13 protein-coding genes are annotated in these 18,849 nt (G+C 50.5%); 7 read left to right on the forward strand and 6 right to left on the reverse strand.

Annotation, left to right across the window (positions count from 1 at the left end; genetic code table 11):
- From C2M29_RS08690 to add, 3 genes are all read left to right on the forward strand, one after another.
- A complete protein-coding gene (locus C2M29_RS08690; RefSeq protein ID WP_105189410.1) occupies positions 1-1,119 on the forward strand; it encodes a heme biosynthesis HemY N-terminal domain-containing protein in 1,119 nt (372 codons plus the stop codon).
- A gap of 10 nt (positions 1,120-1,129) precedes the next feature.
- Positions 1,130-3,793 (forward strand): ATP-binding protein, encoded by a 2,664-nt coding sequence (locus tag C2M29_RS08695; RefSeq protein ID WP_105189411.1) that lies wholly within the window; start codon positions 1,130-1,132, stop codon positions 3,791-3,793.
- A 63-nt stretch (positions 3,794-3,856) separates the two neighbouring features.
- Positions 3,857-4,858 carry an adenosine deaminase gene (add, locus tag C2M29_RS08700; protein WP_105189412.1) on the forward strand — a complete coding sequence of 334 codons (1,002 nt, stop codon included), beginning with the start codon at positions 3,857-3,859 and terminating at the stop codon, positions 4,856-4,858.
- Positions 4,859-4,943: 85 nt separating this feature from the next.
- Here the strand turns inward: add and fre are convergent, their stop codons facing one another.
- The 3 genes from fre to C2M29_RS08715 form a co-directional block, all read right to left on the reverse strand.
- Positions 4,944-5,657, reverse strand: coding sequence for an NAD(P)H-flavin reductase (gene fre, locus C2M29_RS08705; RefSeq protein WP_105189413.1), 714 nt, complete (start codon positions 5,655-5,657; stop codon positions 4,944-4,946).
- Positions 5,658-5,727: 70 nt separating this feature from the next.
- Positions 5,728-7,194: a 4-hydroxy-3-polyprenylbenzoate decarboxylase gene (gene ubiD, locus C2M29_RS08710; RefSeq protein WP_105189414.1), complete on the reverse strand. Its 1,467-nt coding sequence runs from the start codon at positions 7,192-7,194 to the stop codon at positions 5,728-5,730.
- Between the two features lie 59 nt (positions 7,195-7,253).
- Positions 7,254-7,559 (reverse strand): MliC family protein, encoded by a 306-nt coding sequence (locus C2M29_RS08715; RefSeq protein WP_105189415.1) that lies wholly within the window; start codon positions 7,557-7,559, stop codon positions 7,254-7,256.
- Positions 7,560-7,641: 82 nt separating this feature from the next.
- Here C2M29_RS08715 and C2M29_RS08720 point away from each other — a divergent pair, with 82 nt between their 5' ends.
- Positions 7,642-8,535, forward strand: coding sequence for a DUF808 domain-containing protein (locus tag C2M29_RS08720; protein ID WP_105189416.1), 894 nt, complete (start codon positions 7,642-7,644; stop codon positions 8,533-8,535).
- Positions 8,536-8,584: 49 nt separating this feature from the next.
- On the opposite strand, the gene C2M29_RS08725 is transcribed toward C2M29_RS08720, so the two are convergent.
- Positions 8,585-10,654 (reverse strand): TonB-dependent siderophore receptor, encoded by a 2,070-nt coding sequence (locus tag C2M29_RS08725; protein ID WP_105189417.1) that lies wholly within the window; start codon positions 10,652-10,654, stop codon positions 8,585-8,587.
- 458 nt (positions 10,655-11,112) lie between these two features.
- Here C2M29_RS08725 and C2M29_RS08730 point away from each other — a divergent pair, with 458 nt between their 5' ends.
- Complete coding sequence (locus C2M29_RS08730; protein ID WP_158684691.1) at positions 11,113-13,917, forward strand: tetratricopeptide repeat protein; 2,805 nt, start codon at positions 11,113-11,115, stop codon at positions 13,915-13,917.
- Positions 13,918-13,980: 63 nt separating this feature from the next.
- Here C2M29_RS08730 and rho read toward each other — a convergent pair whose 3' ends face one another.
- Positions 13,981-15,240 (reverse strand): transcription termination factor Rho, encoded by a 1,260-nt coding sequence (gene rho, locus C2M29_RS08735; RefSeq protein ID WP_105189419.1) that lies wholly within the window; start codon positions 15,238-15,240, stop codon positions 13,981-13,983.
- A gap of 176 nt (positions 15,241-15,416) precedes the next feature.
- Positions 15,417-15,743 carry a thioredoxin TrxA gene (gene trxA / locus C2M29_RS08740; RefSeq protein WP_105189420.1) on the reverse strand — a complete coding sequence of 109 codons (327 nt, stop codon included), beginning with the start codon at positions 15,741-15,743 and terminating at the stop codon, positions 15,417-15,419.
- A 91-nt stretch (positions 15,744-15,834) separates the two neighbouring features.
- Between trxA and rhlB the strand changes: the two genes are divergently transcribed.
- Both rhlB and gppA read left to right on the forward strand, forming a co-directional pair.
- The gene (gene rhlB / locus C2M29_RS08745) at positions 15,835-17,106 is read left to right on the forward strand and encodes an ATP-dependent RNA helicase RhlB (RefSeq protein WP_105189421.1); all 1,272 of its coding nucleotides are present in this window, start codon (positions 15,835-15,837) and stop codon (positions 17,104-17,106) included.
- Between the two features lie 76 nt (positions 17,107-17,182).
- Positions 17,183-18,673, forward strand: a complete 1,491-nt coding sequence (gppA, locus tag C2M29_RS08750; protein ID WP_233998394.1) for a guanosine-5'-triphosphate,3'-diphosphate diphosphatase — start codon at positions 17,183-17,185, stop codon at positions 18,671-18,673.
- Positions 18,674-18,849: the final 176 nt, after the last annotated feature.

Consider the following 18,849-nt stretch of genomic DNA (forward strand, 5'->3'; position numbering starts at 1 on the left):
ATGGTGAGACTGCTTATTATCTTTGGCCTAATTGCCCTGGTTGCTGCGGTCGCTCCCTGGCTGATTGACGAAAAGGGCTATGTGCTGATTGCCTTCGGTCAGTGGACCGTCGAGGGCAGCATAGTCAGTTTTGTGATTCTCACCCTGATAACGCTATTTGGCGGTTACCTGCTATTTTGTCTGCTGCGTTACGTAGTCAACAGCTATCGTAATGTCCGCCATGGCTTTTTTGCCCGTAGCAAGGAGCGTAAACAGGCGGTGCTGGAACAGGCATTATGGGCGCTTATTAATGATGATATGCAGCAGCTGCAACACACATTAAGCAAGGGCAGTGTCGACGAAAAATGGCGTGACTTCGCCTTGGCCATGCAAGCTAAAGCGCGTCTGCATCAGGGGGAGAGGGATTTTGCACTGAATCTTTTGGATGAGCTGTCGGATAAGAATCGCAGTGAACCGGTAAACCTCTGGCTGGCGGCCCACAGCGAAGCCGAGGTGCTGGCCACGCTCCGTAGCCAATGCGCCAGTAAAAAAGCCACGGCTCATCAATTAAAACTTTATGCCAATGTGCTGTTGAAGTTGCATAAGTTCAACGAATTTGCCCAGTTAGCCCCGCGTTTAATTAAGGCAGAAAGCTTTGATGAAAATGAGTGGGATTGGGCCTTAAGGGCCTACTTTGACAGCGACTCGGCCACCACCTTGCAAAAGCGTAATAGCGATCTACCTAAAGCGGTGCGCAGTGGTGGTCATACCCACTATTTGCGTGCCATGGTGCGGGTGGGTGAAACTGCCGCGGTGCAAGACGAGCTGAAAAAGCTGCTTAAGCGTAATGAGTACTCGCAGCTCCTGTCGGTTTTGAGCGACATCGAATATGGCCAGGTCGAAGAGCTGCAAAAAGCACTGCAGGCCGAGCTGAAAAAACAGCCCGACGAACCGGAAATGCTCGTATGTCTGGCTTATTTGGCGCAAAGCCAAGGCGAACACGAGCTGGCGGCACGGATCTTTGATAAGGTCTTAGCGCAGCAACAGCGCCTGCCGCATCCACAGCGAGCCATGCAAAGCTATCGCGCCACAGGTCAAGCGGAGAAAGCCTTACTCGTTCTAGACCACAGCCAGCGCTAGCGAGGAGGTAATGAGGAACCTGTTCAACTTAAGCCTTGTTGTTGCCCTGGGTTACTTTATTACCGGATTTTTAAGTAATGCCCTGCTATCCGTTGAGGGCTATGCCGTGGCCTCCTGGCCGCCCTCAGGCATTGCCCTAGCGGCACTGTTGATCGCTGGACGCCGAGCCTTAGTCGGTATCCTGGTCGGCGCCCTCATGACCAACTTATTGCACCTTGAGAGTATCGGGGGGATCCTCCATTGGCAGGTGGCTACCCAGGCCGCACTGGTGACACTTGCTTCCACCTTCCAGGCGTTTTTGGGCTACTGGCTTATTACCAAGGTATTGCGCGCACCTCTGGATCTGTCTGATTTAAAACGCAGCATGGCCAGCATCCTTGTTGGCGGTCCCTTGGTCTGTGTTATTGCCGCCTTGGTCGGTACCGAGCTGTTAATTGCTAATGGCGTAATCCCACCGTCGGGACGCTGGGAGAATTTTCTAACTTGGTGGATAGGCGACAGTATTGGGGTGATGATTTTTACCCCCTTGCTTTTAGCGGGCTTTAACTTCGAAGTGGCGCGTCATCGTCTTCAGGTGGTGGTGCCCTCACTGATTATCTATGCGGTGATCAGCGTCACCTTCTATTTAGCAGCCAATGCCAAGAAAGAACAAAATCAGCGTTACTACAATTCACAGGCGCAGGTGATCGTCGAGCAGTTTGATGCTGTGCTTACCCGGTTACGCGCCAACACTCAAATCCTCGCCTCCTTTATGACCCACAGTCATAATGTGTCGCGGCGCGAGTTTGACGACTTTACCAGTAAACAAATGGCCTATAACCCGGAGATCAATGCTCTGGTGTGGATGCCCAGGGTATTACCAGAAAGCGTGGCGGCGCTAGAGCAGCAAGCGCGGGCAGAAGGGGTTGAGCAATATCGGGTGTTTGCCCGCTTTGCACAGCGGCACACCGGTAAAGGGCACTTTCCGGTATATTACGGTCAGTTTTCGTCTGGCTTGCAAACCGTGTTCGGTTTAGACATCAGTGCGGAGCCATATTTTCCTCAGCTTTTGGCGCACCCGGGCAAGTTGTTTGTGACTCCGGCATTCCAGCTCGAAAGCAGTCCTCAGGGCGATCTTGGCTTTTTGGTGGTGGCCGAGGTGTTAGATGCTGACGCTCAGATAAGTGGCTATGTAGCTGCGGTGATAAGCCTACCGCTTCTAAAGCAATCGGCACTGGCCAAGCTGGCTTTTGACGGCATAGATGTGGAAGTGGTGGATATTAGTGAGGAGCCGCCGCAGGCCATTTTAAAGCTGGCTGTGCATGATGATTTGATCATGAGCCATGAGGTGGCCACCGCCTCACGGCAATGGCGTTTGAATATATATCGTCAGGGAGGGCGGCCGTTATGGTCGGGCTATTGGTTTGCTCAGGTGGTGGGCATGCTGTTTGTCTGGTTGCTGACCACCTTTTTAATCGCCATCACCGGCAGCAATATTCGCGTGCGTGATCAGGTAGCCAAGCAAACTAAGGTGTTACGCGAAGAAAAGGCTAAGGCAGACAGTGCCAACAGTGCTAAATCACAATTCTTGGCCAATATGGGTCACGAAATTCGTACGCCTATCAATGGTATTAAAGGTCTGCATTATCTTGCCTTGCAGCAGGGTGATTGGCAAAAGGGCAAGCAGTATGTGGCGCAGGCCGATAACGCCCTAAGCGTGTTGCTGCGCGTGCTCAACGATCTGCTCGATTTTTCAAAGATGGAAGCGGGCAAGCTCGACTTGCATCAGGAGCCCATAGTCATAGACGAGCTCTGCACCGAGCTAAAGCAGTTGATCAGCGTGGAGGCCAGCAATAAGAGCCTGTTGGTCGACTATGAAATTGACCCTGAGGTGGCGCCGATTTTTCACACCGATATGATCCGCCTTAAGCAGGTTTTGCTTAATCTGTTGAATAATGCTGTGAAGTTCACCCAGCACGGCGCCATTCGCTTAAAGGTAAGCGATGGCAGAGATGAACTTTGCTTTAGCGTCAGCGACACCGGCATAGGTATTCGCAAAGAAATCCAGAAGCAATTGTTTAAGCCATTTTCACAAGCCGATGGTTCGACCTCGCGACGCTTTGGTGGCACCGGGCTAGGCTTAAGTATCTGCCAAAAGCTGGTGGACTTGATGGGTGGGCGTATCGAGCTGGAAAGTGAAGAAGGCCTGGGTTCATGTTTTCGCGTCTATCTGCCGAAACAATCAAGCCTGCCGGTGCGTCAAGATAGGCCACAGGAGCGCGGCAAACAGAGCCATATCGACTTAACGGATGTGGCGATTTTGCTGGTGGAAGATAATCCGCTCAATCAGCAGGTGGCCAAGGCCATGCTTGAGGGCAAGGGCGCTAAACCGGACATTGCCAATGATGGTGTTGAGGCGGTGGAAATGGTGGGCCGCAAACATTATGACCTGGTGCTTATGGATATACAGATGCCAAATATGGACGGTCTGGCGGCCACCCAGGTGATCCGCAATGAGTTACTGCTCAGTGACTTGCCAATCATTGGCCTTTCCGCCAATGCACAGGAGCGGGACCTCAAGCTGGCCCAGCATTATGGCATGAACGACTATGTGGTGAAGCCTATTGAGGCCAATACACTCTTTAGCAGTATTGCCCGGCAACTGGCACGGCGGGTGAGTACCACACCGGACTAACTTGAATTTATTGCGCAAGTGCGTATGATGCGCACAATTTTACCTACACACTTGGGGGTCATGATGATCAATCGCCAGCTACCTTTACTCGATCTACATCGCCATTTAGATGGCAATGTGCGCGCTACCACCATTCTCGAGTTGGGCCGACAGTTCAATATACAGCTCCCAGGTAGCGACCTTGAGTCTTTGCGTCCGCATGTGCAGGTCGTTGAGATAGCCCCGGACTTGATGGCTTTTTTAGAAAAGCTCGACTGGGGCGTAAAGGTATTAGGGGATTACGACGCCTGCCGTCGCATTGCCATCGAAAATGTCGAGGATGCCGTGGCACAAGGCATAGACTACACCGAACTGCGTTTTAGCCCTTATTACATGGCGATGAGTCATAATCTGCATCCACAAGGGGTGGTTGAGGCCGTGGTCGATGGTATTCATAGCGCCGTGCGCGAGCATGACATCAAGGTCAACCTGATCGGCATTATGTCGCGCACCTTCGGACAACAAAAATGTCAGCAAGAGCTGGACGCCATTTTGGCCTTTAAAGAGCAGATGGTGGCGGTTGATTTGGCCGGTGACGAACTTGGCTTTCCCGGCGAATTATTTGTTGATCACTTTAAACAGGTACATAAGGCCGACTTACGAGCCACAGTGCATGCCGGTGAGGCACAGGATTCCAGCAGTATCTGGCAAGCCATCCAGGGATTGGGGGCCGATCGTATCGGTCACGGTGTCAATGCCATCCAAGACCCTAAATTAATGGACTATCTGCGCGATAACCGTATTGGTATCGAGTCGTGTCTGACGAGTAATGTACTCACCAGTACGGTGGCCGATATTCATACACATCCGCTGAAACGATTCCTTGAACACGGTATTTTGGCGTCGATTAATACCGATGATCCGGCGGTGCAGGGCATAGAGCTCGACAACGAGTATCAACACGCCGCATATCAGGCGGGCTTAACTAAAGAGGATATTGAACTAGCGCAAGCTAATGCGTTGGAAATCGCCTACTTAAGTGATGGCGATAAAGCCGCTTTAAAAGCCAAGGCCGCCGCCCGTTAGGGTTAATTACGCGACGCATTATTGCATTTCAAAAACAGAAAAGGGGCTTAAGCCCCTTTTCTAGAAGTGAACACTCGGCCGCTGCTTATTTGATAAAGGCAAAGGCATCCGCGTACATATGCTCGCGCAATGCACCGTGTTCGATAAAGTCATCGCGTACCGCGCCTATCATGTCGAAACGCCCAGCCATATAAATGGAATACGGCTCCAGCGATACAATGTCCTTCATCACCGCCTGATGCACTAAGCCGGTGTGGCCGTGCCACTCGCCCTGTGGTTGTTCAACAACAGGGATAAAGGTGAAATGCGGGTTGCTGGCGGCCCATGCTTCCATTTCCGCCTTGGCATACAGCGCGTTTTCGTGTTTTACACCCCAGTAGAAAAATACCGGACGGTTGCAGCCGATTTCAGCCAGGTGGTCGGCCATCGACTTGACGTAGGAGAAGCCGGTGCCACCCGCCAAAAGGATCATTGGACGGTCGCAATCTAAACGCAATTGCGACACGCCCAGGCCGACTTCTAGCGTTGCCTGGGTGCCATTGGCATGATGCTCTTTTAGGTGATCAAGCGCCTGCATGGCGTATGAATCGGCACCCGAGGCACCAATATGCAACTCGATTTCGTGTTGTTGGCTGGGGCGGCTGGCGATTGAAAATGCACGTTTGTCTTTTTCCGCCAGTACCAGCTGGCAATAATGACCCGCTTCAAATTGAGCCGGCGCGTTTGGCTTCAAAATGACTTTATAAACGAATTCTGTAAGTGGCGAAATGCTCAGCACATCCGCTTGTAATGTTTGCATGATTAACCTTGCTTCTTACTCTTAACTGCTAGCCTATCATAGATGGCTAATTAACGGGCACCTAAGGGCCCTAGTCTATGCCCAATGAGTCCCATATCTCATCGACTCTTTGTTTGGTGGCCTCGTCCATCTCGATAGGCTCGCCCCATTCGCGGTCGGTTTCACCGGGCCATTTGTTGGTTGCATCCATGCCCATTTTTGAGCCTAAACCGGAGACCGGTGAGGCAAAATCCAGGTAGTCGATAGGGGTATTTTCTACCAAGGTGGTGTCACGAGCCGGATCCATACGCGTGGTAATGGCCCAGATCACGTCATTCCAGTCACGGGCATTGACGTCATCATCACAGACGATCACAAACTTGGTGTACATAAACTGGCGCAGGAATGACCACACCCCCATCATCACCCGTTTTGCATGCCCTGGATATTGCTTCTTCATGGTCACCACGGCCATACGGTAGGAGCAACCCTCCGGCGGCAGATAGAAGTCAACGATTTCCGGGAACTGTTTTTGCAAAATAGGCACAAATACTTCGTTTAGTGCTACACCTAAAATGGCCGGCTCATCGGGTGGGCGGCCGGTATAGGTGCTGTGGTAAATAGGATTTTCGCGATGGGTAATATGGGTCACCGTCATAACCGGGAAATCATCGACTTCATTGTAATAGCCGGTGTGATCGCCAAAAGGGCCCTCGGGCGCCAGCTCGTCTTGAGCAATGTAGCCCTCGAGCACTATTTCGGCACTGGCAGGCACCTGTAAATCGTTGGAAATCGATTTCACTACCTCGGTTTTGCTGCCACGCAACAAACCGGCAAAGGCGTATTCGCTGAGCGTATCCGGCACCGGCGTGACAGCACCCAAAATAGTGGCCGGATCGGCACCCAGGGCAACGGACACCGGGTAGGGCTCCCCCGGATTTTCCTTACACCATTCCTGGAAATCCAGGGCGCCGCCGCGATGCGATAACCAGCGCATAATAATTTTGTTTTTACCCAGCAGTTGCTGGCGGTAAATACCCAGATTCTGGCGCTTTTTGTAAGGTCCTTTAGTGACCGTCAGGCCCCAGGTAATAAGAGGCGCGGCATCGCCGGGCCAACAATGCTGAATGGGTAGCTTGGTCAGGTCGACCTCGTCGCCACTGAGCACCACCTGCTGACAGGGGGCTTTCTTTACTTCCTTGGCCGGCATATTGAGGACTTGTTTAAATACCGGGATCTGTCCAAGCGCTTCTTTAATGCCTTTAGGGGGCTCGGGCTCTTTGAGGAAGGCCAGTAGTTTACCTACTTCGCGTAGTGCCTCGACATTATCCTGACCCATACCCAGGGCAACCCGCTCGGGAGTACCAAAGAGATTTGCAAGCACTGGGATATCAAAGCCGACCGGGTTCTCAAATAGTAAGGCCGGGCCCTTGGCACGTAAGGTGCGATCGGCAATTTCGGTCATTTCCAAATGGGTACTGATGGGTTGGCTGATCCGCTTGAGCTCGCCGCGCTCTTCAAGTAACGCGATAAAGTCTCTTAAGTCTTTGTATTTCATTACGCCTCTGTAAGCCTCGAGAGTTTGCAACATTATACTTGATGGCGACGCAAAAGCGATCAATCACTGCGCTGGCACTGCCAGGTTTCGTCGTTGATCATCAGTATGCTGTTATCGCCCTTGCCCCAAAAGGTCAGCTCTCTATTGCTGTACTTGGCACCGGAGGCGGCACGCTCACCGCGCAGGGTATAGGTATCTTGATCTAAAGTCAGGGTTGCGCTCTCGGCGCCGAAGCGAACGCTGAATGTAGCCCCCGAATCACAGCGGTAGTTTACCGCCACGGAGCGATCTTCGGTTAAGGGCAACTCGTTGCAGGCGCTGAGCAGTATAGTGGCGGGTATTGCGAGAAAAAGTATCTTAGCCATTGTTTTGCTCCGCAATTGTGGACAACTTCAGTGTAGCGTATTAGCTTAACAAGGCCCATTTAACACTGCAAAAGGAATGCCCATGGCTGGCGCAAGTTTACTGACCCTACTTGATGATATCACCGCCCTATTAGACGACATTGCCACCATGAGTAAGGTGGCGACCAAAAAAACCGCCGGCGTACTGGGGGACGATCTGGCCCTTAATGCGCAGCAGGTTTCGGGGGTGAACGCCGACCGCGAGTTACCCGTGGTCTGGGCGGTGGCCAAAGGCTCCATGCTCAATAAGGCCATCCTGGTGCCCGCGGCGCTGCTGATTAGCGCCTTTATTCCCTGGCTGATCACGCCGCTGTTAATGTTAGGTGGCTTATTCTTGTGTTTTGAAGGCGCAGAAAAGCTGGTTCATGGCAAGGAAGAGCAGCCGGAGCATCCGGCCCTGGCTGAGCCGCTCACTCCGGAAGCAGAAAAGGAAAAAATAAAGGGGGCGATACGCACCGATTTCATTCTTTCCGCGGAAATTATCGTGATCTCACTGGGTACGGTTGCGACCGCCAGTTTTATTCATCAGCTATCCGTGCTGTCTGTGATTGCTGTGGTGATGACGGTGGGTGTATATGGCCTGGTAGCGGGTATCGTTAAATTGGATGACGCCGGGTTATATCTGCTGCAGCGGGGTGTTTCAGCTAAAAGCGCCATGAGTCGTGCTATGGGTCGTTTCTTGCTGACCTTGGCACCCTGGTTGATGAAGGCACTGGCGGTACTGGGCACCATAGCCATGTTTCTAGTGGGTGGCGGTATCTTGGTTCATGGCATTGCGCCCTTGCATCATCTTATTGGCCATTGGGGCGAGCAGGTCGGTCAATACGGTGGTCTTGTTGAGGCCTTGGTTGTTAATGGTGCCAATGGTTTGGTTGGGCTACTGGCTGGATTCGTCGTCGTTATCGCACTACACTTGGTCAAGCTGCTGAAAAAGTAATAAATCCTAAAGAAGTTAGCCCGGCAAATGCCGGGCTTTTTCAGACTAGTTAGAAACTAAACTGAGCGGCGAGGCGGAAGTTGGTACCTTCGCCCACGGTGACATTATTGACACCGCCACCGGCCACATAATCGGTATCGAAAAGGTTTTCGATATTTAGGCGCAGGTCGACATCATTGCCGGCTAGCTTGATGGCATAGGTGGCACCGACATCGACGCGGGTATAGGCGTCTTTTTCTATCTGGTTATCGCTGTCGGCAAAGCGTTTGCCGGTGTAGAAGAGCCCGGCATTGAGCGCCAGTGCTTCGGTCACTTCATAGCGTGACCACAATGAGGCCGACCATTTCGGTGCATCTGCCGGGGTCTTTCCTTCCAAGGTTTCATCACGCTCGTAGTTGGCATCCAGATACATGGTTGAGGCCATGACAAAGAAGCGGTCGCTCAGGGCACCTTGGGCGGCTAACTCGGCACCCTTATGGCGCTGCTCGCCCACTTGCGTGGTGATGGTGTCATAATCCGGATGCTCCACCAACTCGCTAACCAGGGTGCCTTTCTTACTAATATCAAAGAGTGCACCGGTCAGCAGCAGGCGATCATCAAACAGTTGCCACTTGGCGCCTATCTCCATTTGCTCCGAGGTGATGGCATCGAGTTTCATATTGTGGTTTTTATCGCTTTCATTAATAAGGCGCTCCGAGCCCTGAGGTTCAAACCCCTCGGAGTAGCTGGCATACAGGGTTGCATTGTGGTGCGGGTGATACAGCAGGCCAACCTTAGGCAGCACGGACTCGTTGTCGGCGCTCTCTTTATTCTGTTTATCATAGCGACCACCGAGGGATAGCTGCCACTGGGGATTCAAGGTGATCAAATCCTGGATATAGATGCCGTAGTAGTCGTACTCGTTGCTGCTTAGACTGGTATCGCTTTTATAGCTGATGTCGGGGCGGCTAGGCTCAGTTTGGCCGGGGATAAAGTCGATGGCATCGGCACTGGTGCGCAGTTGGCCATAGTAATAATCCAGGCTATTGGCACCAATCAGCAGCTGATGCTGCGCGCCCGCCAGCTGGAAGTCACCGATGAGGTCGATATAGGCGGTGGTAAATTGCCAATCGTCAAAGCGATCATAGGGGCGCGAGTTATAGCTGTCTCCGAGTTGGTAGTCACCGGGTTTGCGTGGTGCCGACTCGAAGCGTTGGCGTTCGAAGGTTTGCTCATTATAACCGAGCTTAAGTTGCCAGTTATCGTTAAGGTAGGTACGTACATCCAGGCCGAGGTTTTCAACCTCAATGTCGGTAAAGGCCCAGGAAAAGTCGTAAATGGTTTTATCATCGCCAATCAGCTTGCCTTGCTCATCTAACCAGGCACCGGTGTCGAGACCGGTTTTATCGTCGGTGCGATCATAGTGAAAACGGATCAGGGTATCTTCGCTTAAGTCGTAATCAACGACTAGGGCGCCGAGGAAACGGTCGCGCTCACGTTCGTCGCCATTGGCGTAGTCACGCCAGAAATTAACGTCTTGCTTAACCACAATGCCTCTGCCACGCAGCGTTTCATCGCCGTTAAGAGCCGAGCTTGCATCCAGCATAAAACGCGTTGAACCATGTTGATCAACGTCGGCGCTGAGATTAACAAAGCGGTTCGCAATTGGCTTCTTGGTAACCATATTAACTAAGCCGCCAGGACCGGACTGACCATATAAAATGCTTGCTGGGCCCTTGATCACTTCAACGCGCTCTAAAATCTCAATGGGCTGTTGGTAGTGTGACCAGTGCTGGTGGCCATCGCGCAGATAGCCGGTCGCAGAGCTTAAACTAAAGCCGCGCATATTGAAGGTTTCCCGGTTACGTTGTTTTGATCCCGAGGTTAGACTGGCGTCGTTGCTGAGTACCTCGCCCAGGGTAGTAGCCAGTTGCTCATTGACTATGGTTTCTGGGATTACCGTAACCGACTGGGCCGTCTCTAACAGCGAGGCATCGGTGCGCATGGCGCCGGAAGCGCTGTCGACCTTATAATCATTGAAATAACTGCCGATCACTTCAATGGTTTCCATTTGGGTTGCCGCTAGGCTTGGCGTAGATAAGGCACTGAGAATAATGAGTGAAAGAGGGTGGCGCGTCATTGCGTAAGATCCTAAAGAGTTGTTAAGAGTTATTGTGAATGCGCATGCTATTGCAAATGATTATCAATTGCAAGTGGTGTGTTTTTATATCAAGGTAGGTAGTGCGTTCGGCAAGTGGATCTCTCTTCAGACTATTTAATTAAATCAATAAGTTCGTTTAAAAGTGGGCTATAATTTGCACTCTCATACTAGGTGTGTCTTTAGCGCCTTGGGGTGGAAGTGGCATAGGTTAATAGTCGTAATAAAGTTGAATATGCCCGCCGGATATGAATAAATAGCAAACACTCGCAATACGTTGAGGCTATTTCTATAAAAGCGAATGCCAACAAGGATAGGCGGTGGCATGAGCGTTAGTGATAGCAATGCGAATCGAAAGTGACGCTATTTATGTCTCAAGTAATAAATACGCTAGGGTATGGCAGCTATGCTCTAGTACAACGCCAAAGTGGAAGAAAGTAATGTCGCAAAGGAAGGTCAGCTTTTATCTCATAATGAGCGCTATTGTCGTGGCCGCTTTGTCTCTTTCTCCCTATCCGAGCTACGCTGCCAACACCGCGCTGGAGCAAATCCAGAGTGAACCCAAAGAGCAACAACTCGATAGTGCCGTGGCACGTTTAAGTGAGCCCCTAGCCGATAGCGAAAAGCTGGCGTTGACCGTGTTCGTTGCCGAGCACTATTTTGCCAACGGTGATTACCAAAAAGCGACCCGATATTTTTTGCGGGCGGAGCAGTTATCCGTCGATATAGAGCCCCCGGTGCGCCGTGCCGATTATGCGAAAAAGCAGGGTATAGCCAACTACTATCGTGGTCATTACCTCAGTGCGGTGGAGGATTACTCCCGAGCATTGCAGATACTTGAGCAAGCCAATGAACCGCTGTTACAGGCCCATTTATACAATAATATCGGCCTCGCCTTGATGCGCGCAGAGCGCTTGGAGCAGGCCATCGACTATTACGGCAGTGCCAAAGCCTTGTATGACGAGTATGGCTCGGAGCAGGATAAAGTCGATATCATTCACAATATTGCCGGCGCCTATATCAGTGCCGATCGTTTTGATGCCGCGTTAGAAATGTACGCCACCGTGGGGGATGCCTTTACACGCTTGGGCGATACAGCCGGGCTGGCACAAATGCAGTCTAATCTCGGCATCATTTACCGCAATCTCGGGCAGCTCGACGCCGCTGCCGAGCAATATCGGTTGGCTTTGGCGAACATAGGCAAGACCAATGATTCCTTAAGTTTGCATAATACCTTGATGAATTTGGCCGATTTATATTTCTTTCAAGGCCGCTTTGATGACTCTCTGGCTACCTTGGAAGAAGCGAAGGCACAGCTTGAGGTGATCGACTATTTCCCCGGGCTCATTACCGTGCAAGAGATCACTGCCAAGGTGTTGTATGGTCAGGGGGAGTACGAGCGCGCGGAGGCAGCTTTAGCGCAGGCCTATGCGCTGGCGCGCCAGAATAGCAAGGGTGATGAATCTCTTAATACCTATTTAATAGAATTGCTGCTGGTGGCCGCCAAGGGCGATACCCAAAAGGCCCTGGTATTGTTCGAAAAATATGAGCGTGAACGTGACCTGGCAGTCAGTCGTGCCATTGCCAGTCGTCTTAATGACTTTCATGCCAAATACAACACCAGTCAATTGCAACGCCAGGTGGAATCCCTGCAGCAACAACAAGAATTTGAGCGCCTAGCGGCACGCCAACGCAATCAATTTACCTGGTTAATAGCGGGATTATTGTTGCTGAGCTTGATCATCGGCGTGCTTTTGTATCGCCGTGCCGCCGAGCGTAAGGCCAATGCCATATTAGAAGAAAAGGTGCGTCTGCGTACTCAGGAGCTTGAGACGCTTGCTCAACAGCTTAGCTCTGCCAATGAGATTAAAAGCCAATTTTTAGCCAATATCAGTCATGAGATCAGAACGCCGCTAACGTCCATTATGGGTCAGGCAGAGGCCATTATTCATGGTGAGGTGCGCGGCGCGGATGTTGCCAAAGAACTGCGGGTTATCTATAACAACAGCCAGCACCTGGGTGAATTGATCAATGATGTCTTGGATTTGAGTAAAATTGAGGCCAATAAGCTTGAGCTTAATATTGCTTTAGTGAGCCTGGATTCGTTGCTCGCCGATATTAATGCCATGTTTGCACCCAGTGCCCAGCAACGGGGGATCGGCTTTTATATCGATAACCAACTCGCGGCAAACAGCGGTGCCGAACTGGACTATATTCGCGTCAAGCAGGTGCTGGTTAACCTGTGCTCCAATGCCATTAAGTTTACCGAGCAGGGCGCTGTGACCCTCAAGGTCAGCGGCCAGGATGATGCCCTGATATTTTGTGTTGAAGACACGGGTATTGGTATTGCCGAGGATAAGTTAGAGGCTATTTTTACCACCTTTAGTCAGGGGGATAATTCCATTAGCCGACGCTTTGGTGGCACCGGATTGGGTCTGAGTTTATCGCAGCAATTGGCGTGTATTATGGGCGGTCAAATCACTGTCACCAGCACCTTGGGGAGCGGCAGTTGTTTTTGCTTTAAGCTTCCCTGTCGTCGCAGTCTATTGACGGGCGATGTGCAAGCGCAGCAACCGCCTCGCTATACCTCCAGCTTTAACGGCAGCGTGGTGCTGGCAGAAGACCATCCGGATAACCGTCGCCTGATTGAGCGCATATTGCAGAATTTAGGAGTGACCGTATACAGCGCTGAAAATGGCGAACAAGCGGTGGAGCTGGCATTACAGCATAATCCGGATTTGGTATTGATGGATATTCAAATGCCGATCCTCGATGGCTTAGGAGCGCTGTCCTTGTTGCATCAATGTGGCTTTAGTAACCCCATTATTGCCTTAACCGCTAACGCCATGACCCATGAAATCGCTCATTATAAGCAGGTCGGCTTTGCCGGGCATTTGGCTAAGCCCATAGATAAGGCGCAGTTTTGCGCCGTGTTAGAGCGTTATCTGAGTATTAACGAACAAAAAGAGGGTTATCGTGAGGTCGATATGAGCGATCTGCGTTGCAGCTTCGCGCAAACTCTGCCTGCGGAAATCGCCCTGCTGAAAGCGGCACAGCAACGCGACGATATCGCCGCCGTGGCCAAAATAGCGCATCGCCTGGCGGGAGCGGCAAAGATGTTTGCCGACCAGGAGCTGGCCCAGCTGCTTAGTGATATTGAGCGCGCCGCCAAATTCCAAGACGGTGAGCATGTCAGCGAGCTGCTGCATGATCTGGCGATGCACGACACTGAGTCTGGGCGTTAGCAGTAAAGAAACACAAAAAAGCCACTGTCATTGCAGTGGCTTTTGTTTAACTCATACGCAGGCTTATTTGCGCTTCATTGAGTCGAAAAACTCGTCATTGGTCTTACACATGGCCAGCTTATCGATTAGGAATTCCATGGCATCGATTTCCGACATGTCGTGCACAATCTTACGCAGGATCCACATCTTCTGTAGTTCGTCCGGTTTAGTCAGCAACTCTTCGCGGCGAGTACCAGAGCGGTTGAAGTCAATCGCTGGGAATACGCGTTTCTCGGCAATCTTACGGTTCAGGTGAAGTTCCATGTTACCCGTACCCTTGAACTCTTCGTAAATCACTTCATCCATTTTCGAGCCGGTATCGATAAGCGCGGTGGCGATGATGGTCAGGCTGCCGCCTTCCTCAACGTTACGTGCTGCACCGAAGAAGCGTTTCGGTTTATGTAGGGCATTGGCGTCAACACCACCAGTGAGTACTTTACCCGATGACGGGATCACTGTGTTGTAGGCTCGAGCTAAACGGGTAATTGAATCCAGTAGGATGATCACGTCTTTTTTATGCTCAACCAGGCGTTTTGCCTTTTCGATCACCATTTCCGCAACCTGTACGTGACGGCTGGCCGGCTCATCGAAGGTTGATGCAATTACTTCGCCCTTTACCAGACGCTGCATTTCCGTTACTTCTTCCGGGCGCTCATCGATAAGCAATACCATCAGCTCACAATCAGGATGGTTATAGCTAATAGACTGGGCAATATTCTGTAGCAGCATGGTTTTACCGGCCTTCGGCGGTGCAACCAATAGGCCGCGCTGGCCTTTACCAATTGGTGCTGCAAGGTCGAGAACACGGGCGGTAATATCTTCGGTACTGCCGTTACCACGCTCCATGCGCAAACGTTCGTTGGCATGCAGTGGTGTTAAGTTCTCGAATAAAATCTTGGTGCGTGAGTTTTCCGGCTTATCAAAGTTAACTTCGTTAACTTTGAGCAGGGCAAAATAGCGCTCGCCGTCTTTAGGTGGGCGAATTAGACCGGCAATGCTGTCGCCCGTGCGCAAACTGAATCGACGAATTTGGCTTGGAGATACATAAATATCGTCTGGACCGGCAAGGTACGAAGCTTCTGAGCTACGTAAGAAACCGAAACCGTCTTGCAGGATTTCTAATACACCGCCACCGTAAATATTTTCGCCGCTTTTTGCGTGCGCTTTCAGGATGGCAAAGATAATGTCTTGTTTTCTTAGGCGGGCTACGTTTTCTAGGCCCATAGACTCGGCTAGGTTTACAAGCTCTTTTATAGACTTGTCTTTCAGTTCGCGTAAATGCATATTGGTGGGTTCTTTAACTATTTATCGTCTCGAAATGGAAGTACTTCGAGTGAGGTTATTTGGATAAACTTGGAATTGTTGGGGTTATAAACTAGCAGCTCAGTGGCTTATCGTCCAGTCTTTATACAAAATGTCATATAAAAAAAGGGCGAGCGCCCTTTTTTTATAATCGATACTTAGATGTTGTTTTCTAAGAACTCAACTAGCTGAGCTTTAGAAAGTGCACCTACTTTAGTGGCGGCAACCTGACCGTCTTTGAACAGCAGTAAAGTTGGAATACCGCGGATACCGAACTTAGGCGGTGTGCCTGCGTTTTGGTCGATATTCAATTTGCCGATAGTCACTCGGCCTTCAAACTCGCCAGCTACATCGTCAAGAATAGGGGCAATCATTTTACAAGGTCCGCACCACTCAGCCCAAAAGTCGACTAGTACAGGCTTGTCTGATTGCATTACGTCAGCCTCAAAGCTGTCGTCTGTTAATTGGATAATTTTATCGCTCATCACGCTCTCCGTTAAATTTGGCGAATTTATTTAGTGCGTATTTAAACACTCTTGTTTCTTATTGCAAGTTTAAGCGTTATGCTTTATCGCTATGAATAAGACACATTTAACCGATAAAAAATTTGCAGACTTTGCTTTAGCTCCGGAGGTGGTTGCCGGATTGCAAGCAAGTGGCTTTGAATACTGCACGCCTATTCAGGCGAAGTGTATGCCCTATGTTGAGGCTGGCCGCGACATTGCGGGCCAAGCGCAAACTGGCACAGGTAAAACACTGGCGTTTCTTACCGCCACCTGTCATCACTTATTGCAGAGTCAAAAGCCGTCGGGTCAGCAACCAAGAGCCCTGATCATGGCTCCCACACGGGAGCTTGCGATTCAGATCCACAAAGATGCAAAAATCTTAGCACCGCACTGTAATCTTAAACTAGGTTTATTATATGGTGGCGAAGATTACGAAAAACAACGGGCGCAGCTAGAAAAAGGTGTCGATATTTTAATTGGTACCACGGGACGCCTTATCGACCTGTATAAACAAGGGTGCTATACCCTTAACGACATCGAGGTTGTGGTACTGGATGAAGCGGATCGCATGTTCGACCTCGGCTTTATTAAAGATATCCGTTATATGTTCCGCCGCATGCCTGAAGCGACCGAACGTCTAAATCTGCTATTTTCGGCAACCCTGTCTTATCGTGTTCAAGAGTTAGCATTCGAGCATATGACCAACCCGGAGCATGTGCAAATTGAGCCGGACGTGAAAACCGGCAAGCGGATCGAGGAAGAGTTGTTTCATCCGTCACAAGACGACAAAATGAAGCTGCTGCTCACCTTGATCGAAGAAGAGTGGCCAGAAAAAGCCATTGTCTTTGCCAATACCAAGCACGTTTGTGAAAAGTTGTATGCCTGGTTAAAGGCGGATGGTCATCGCGTCGGCCTTCTTACCGGTGACGTGAACCAGAAAAAGAGACAAGCAACGTTGGCACAGTTTGCCAAGGGCAGTCTGGATCTTTTAGTTGCTACGGACGTTGCCGCGCGTGGTTTGCATATTCCTGAAGTAAGTCATGTGTTCAACTACGACCTTCCGGATGATTGCGAAGATTACGTGCATCGTATTGGCCGTACCGGTCGTGCAGGGGCATCAGGCCATGCTATCAGCTTTGCCTGTGAGCAATACGCCTACAACCTGCAAGAGATTGAAGACTATATTGAGCACAATATCCCAGTGTCTCATTATGATAAAACGGCGCTGTTGGATGATCTTACGGTTCCTAAAACAATTAAACGTCGTGAGCCGCAAGGGCGTTCACGAGGTAAAAACCAAGGACATGGGCAAGGTCGTCGCCGCCATGGGCAAGGACGTTAGCCTACTAGCATGACAACACGTCGCTACGGCGTGCAAGCTTGGCCCCGGGCCAAGCTTTTTTAGAGGTAAGTACGTGGTGAATTCTTCTCTCCAAGATGATTTATATGCGGTAATCGATCTTGGCTCCAATAGCTTTCATATGTTGATTGCCAAAACAGTGGCAGGCTCGTTACAGACCATAGGCCGGGTAAAGCGCAAAGTGCGTTTGGCTGCGGGGTTGGATGGCAGCATGCAACTGAGTCAGGAAGCTATGGAGCGTGGCTGGGAGTGTTTAGCCCTATTTGCCGAGCGGTTGCAGGATATTCCTGCAGCTCAGGTGCGCATCGTCGCTACTGCAACGTTACGTTTGGCAACAAATGCCGATGAGTTTCGCCATCGCGCTGAACAAATCCTCGGTCATCCTATCAATGTTATCAGCGGTGAAGAAGAAGCGAAAACCATCTACCAGGGTGTGGCTCATACATCGGCCTGTAGCGGTAAGCAGTTGGTAATTGATATCGGCGGCGCCAGCACAGAAATAGTCATAGGAGAAGGCCAACAAGCCATTCATTACACTAGCTTGCATATGGGCTGCGTAACCTACCTTGAGCATTACTTTAAAGATGGTTTGCTCAGTGATAGCAACTATGACAATGCCATCAAGGCGGCTAAACACACCCTGCAACCCATTATCGCCCTCTATAAAGCGACCGGGTGGGACTATGCTGCCGGGGCTTCCGGTACGGTTCAGGCTATTCAAGAAATCATGATTGCTCAGCGCCAAGATGAAACCCTGACACTGGATAAGCTGCTTGATATTCGCCAATTAACAACCCGATACGCATCGATCGATCAGCTTCAACTTCCTGGGTTGAGCGAAGAGCGTCGTTTAGTCTTTGTGTCTGGACTCGCGATTCTTATAGCCATCTTTGAGAGCTTACAGGTTAGTGTCATGGGCTTAGCCGGTGGAGCACTGCGCGAAGGCGTGCTTTATAGCATGGTGCCGCAATTGCAGCGCCAGGATATTCGCCAACGCACCATAGACAGTTTTATTACCCGCTATCATGTGGATCGTGGACAAGGCGAACGGGTTGCCTGTATTGCTAAACTATTGTTAGCGCAGTTAAGTAAGCCCTGGCAACTTAGTGAGGCGGATCATGGGTTATTGACCGCTGCAGCCATGTTGCATGAAGTAGGTTTATTAATTGAATATAAGCAATACCCAAAGCATGGTGCCTATATCATCAGAAATACCGATATGCCCGGGTTTACCAAACAACAGCATAACCTAGTGGCAAAACTAGTTCGTTTCCATAAAGGCGATGTATTAGCCGGTGACTTCGAATCGCTGGGTGCTCATGAAAATCTGGCTGCCCAGTTAGTACGGTTATTACGAGTAGCGGTAATTCTGTCAATGCGCCGAAAAAATGATGTTTTGCCCGAGCTGGTAATTAAAGAATATGATAATGCGTTGACACTCTATATAGATAAGCAGTGGTTAGATGCGCATCCCCTGATGTTCAGTGAGCTACAGCAAGAGTCACTCTACCAGCGAAAGGCTGGATGGAAACTGACCATTAGCAATTAAAACCCCGCCAAAAAGCCACCGTTAGGTGGTTTTTTGTATGTTTTTGAGTCGTTATGCTCAATTTAACTGCAAACGATCTATTTTTCGCAATTTTCTTTAAAAAAGGGCTTGCGTCGAAATCGAATCTCCCTATAATGCGACCCCACTGAGACGGCAGGCAGCAACGCATAGCGAGG

Source organism: Pseudoalteromonas sp. T1lg48 (genome assembly GCF_002964785.1).
Taxonomy (GTDB): domain Bacteria; phylum Pseudomonadota; class Gammaproteobacteria; order Enterobacterales; family Alteromonadaceae; genus Pseudoalteromonas.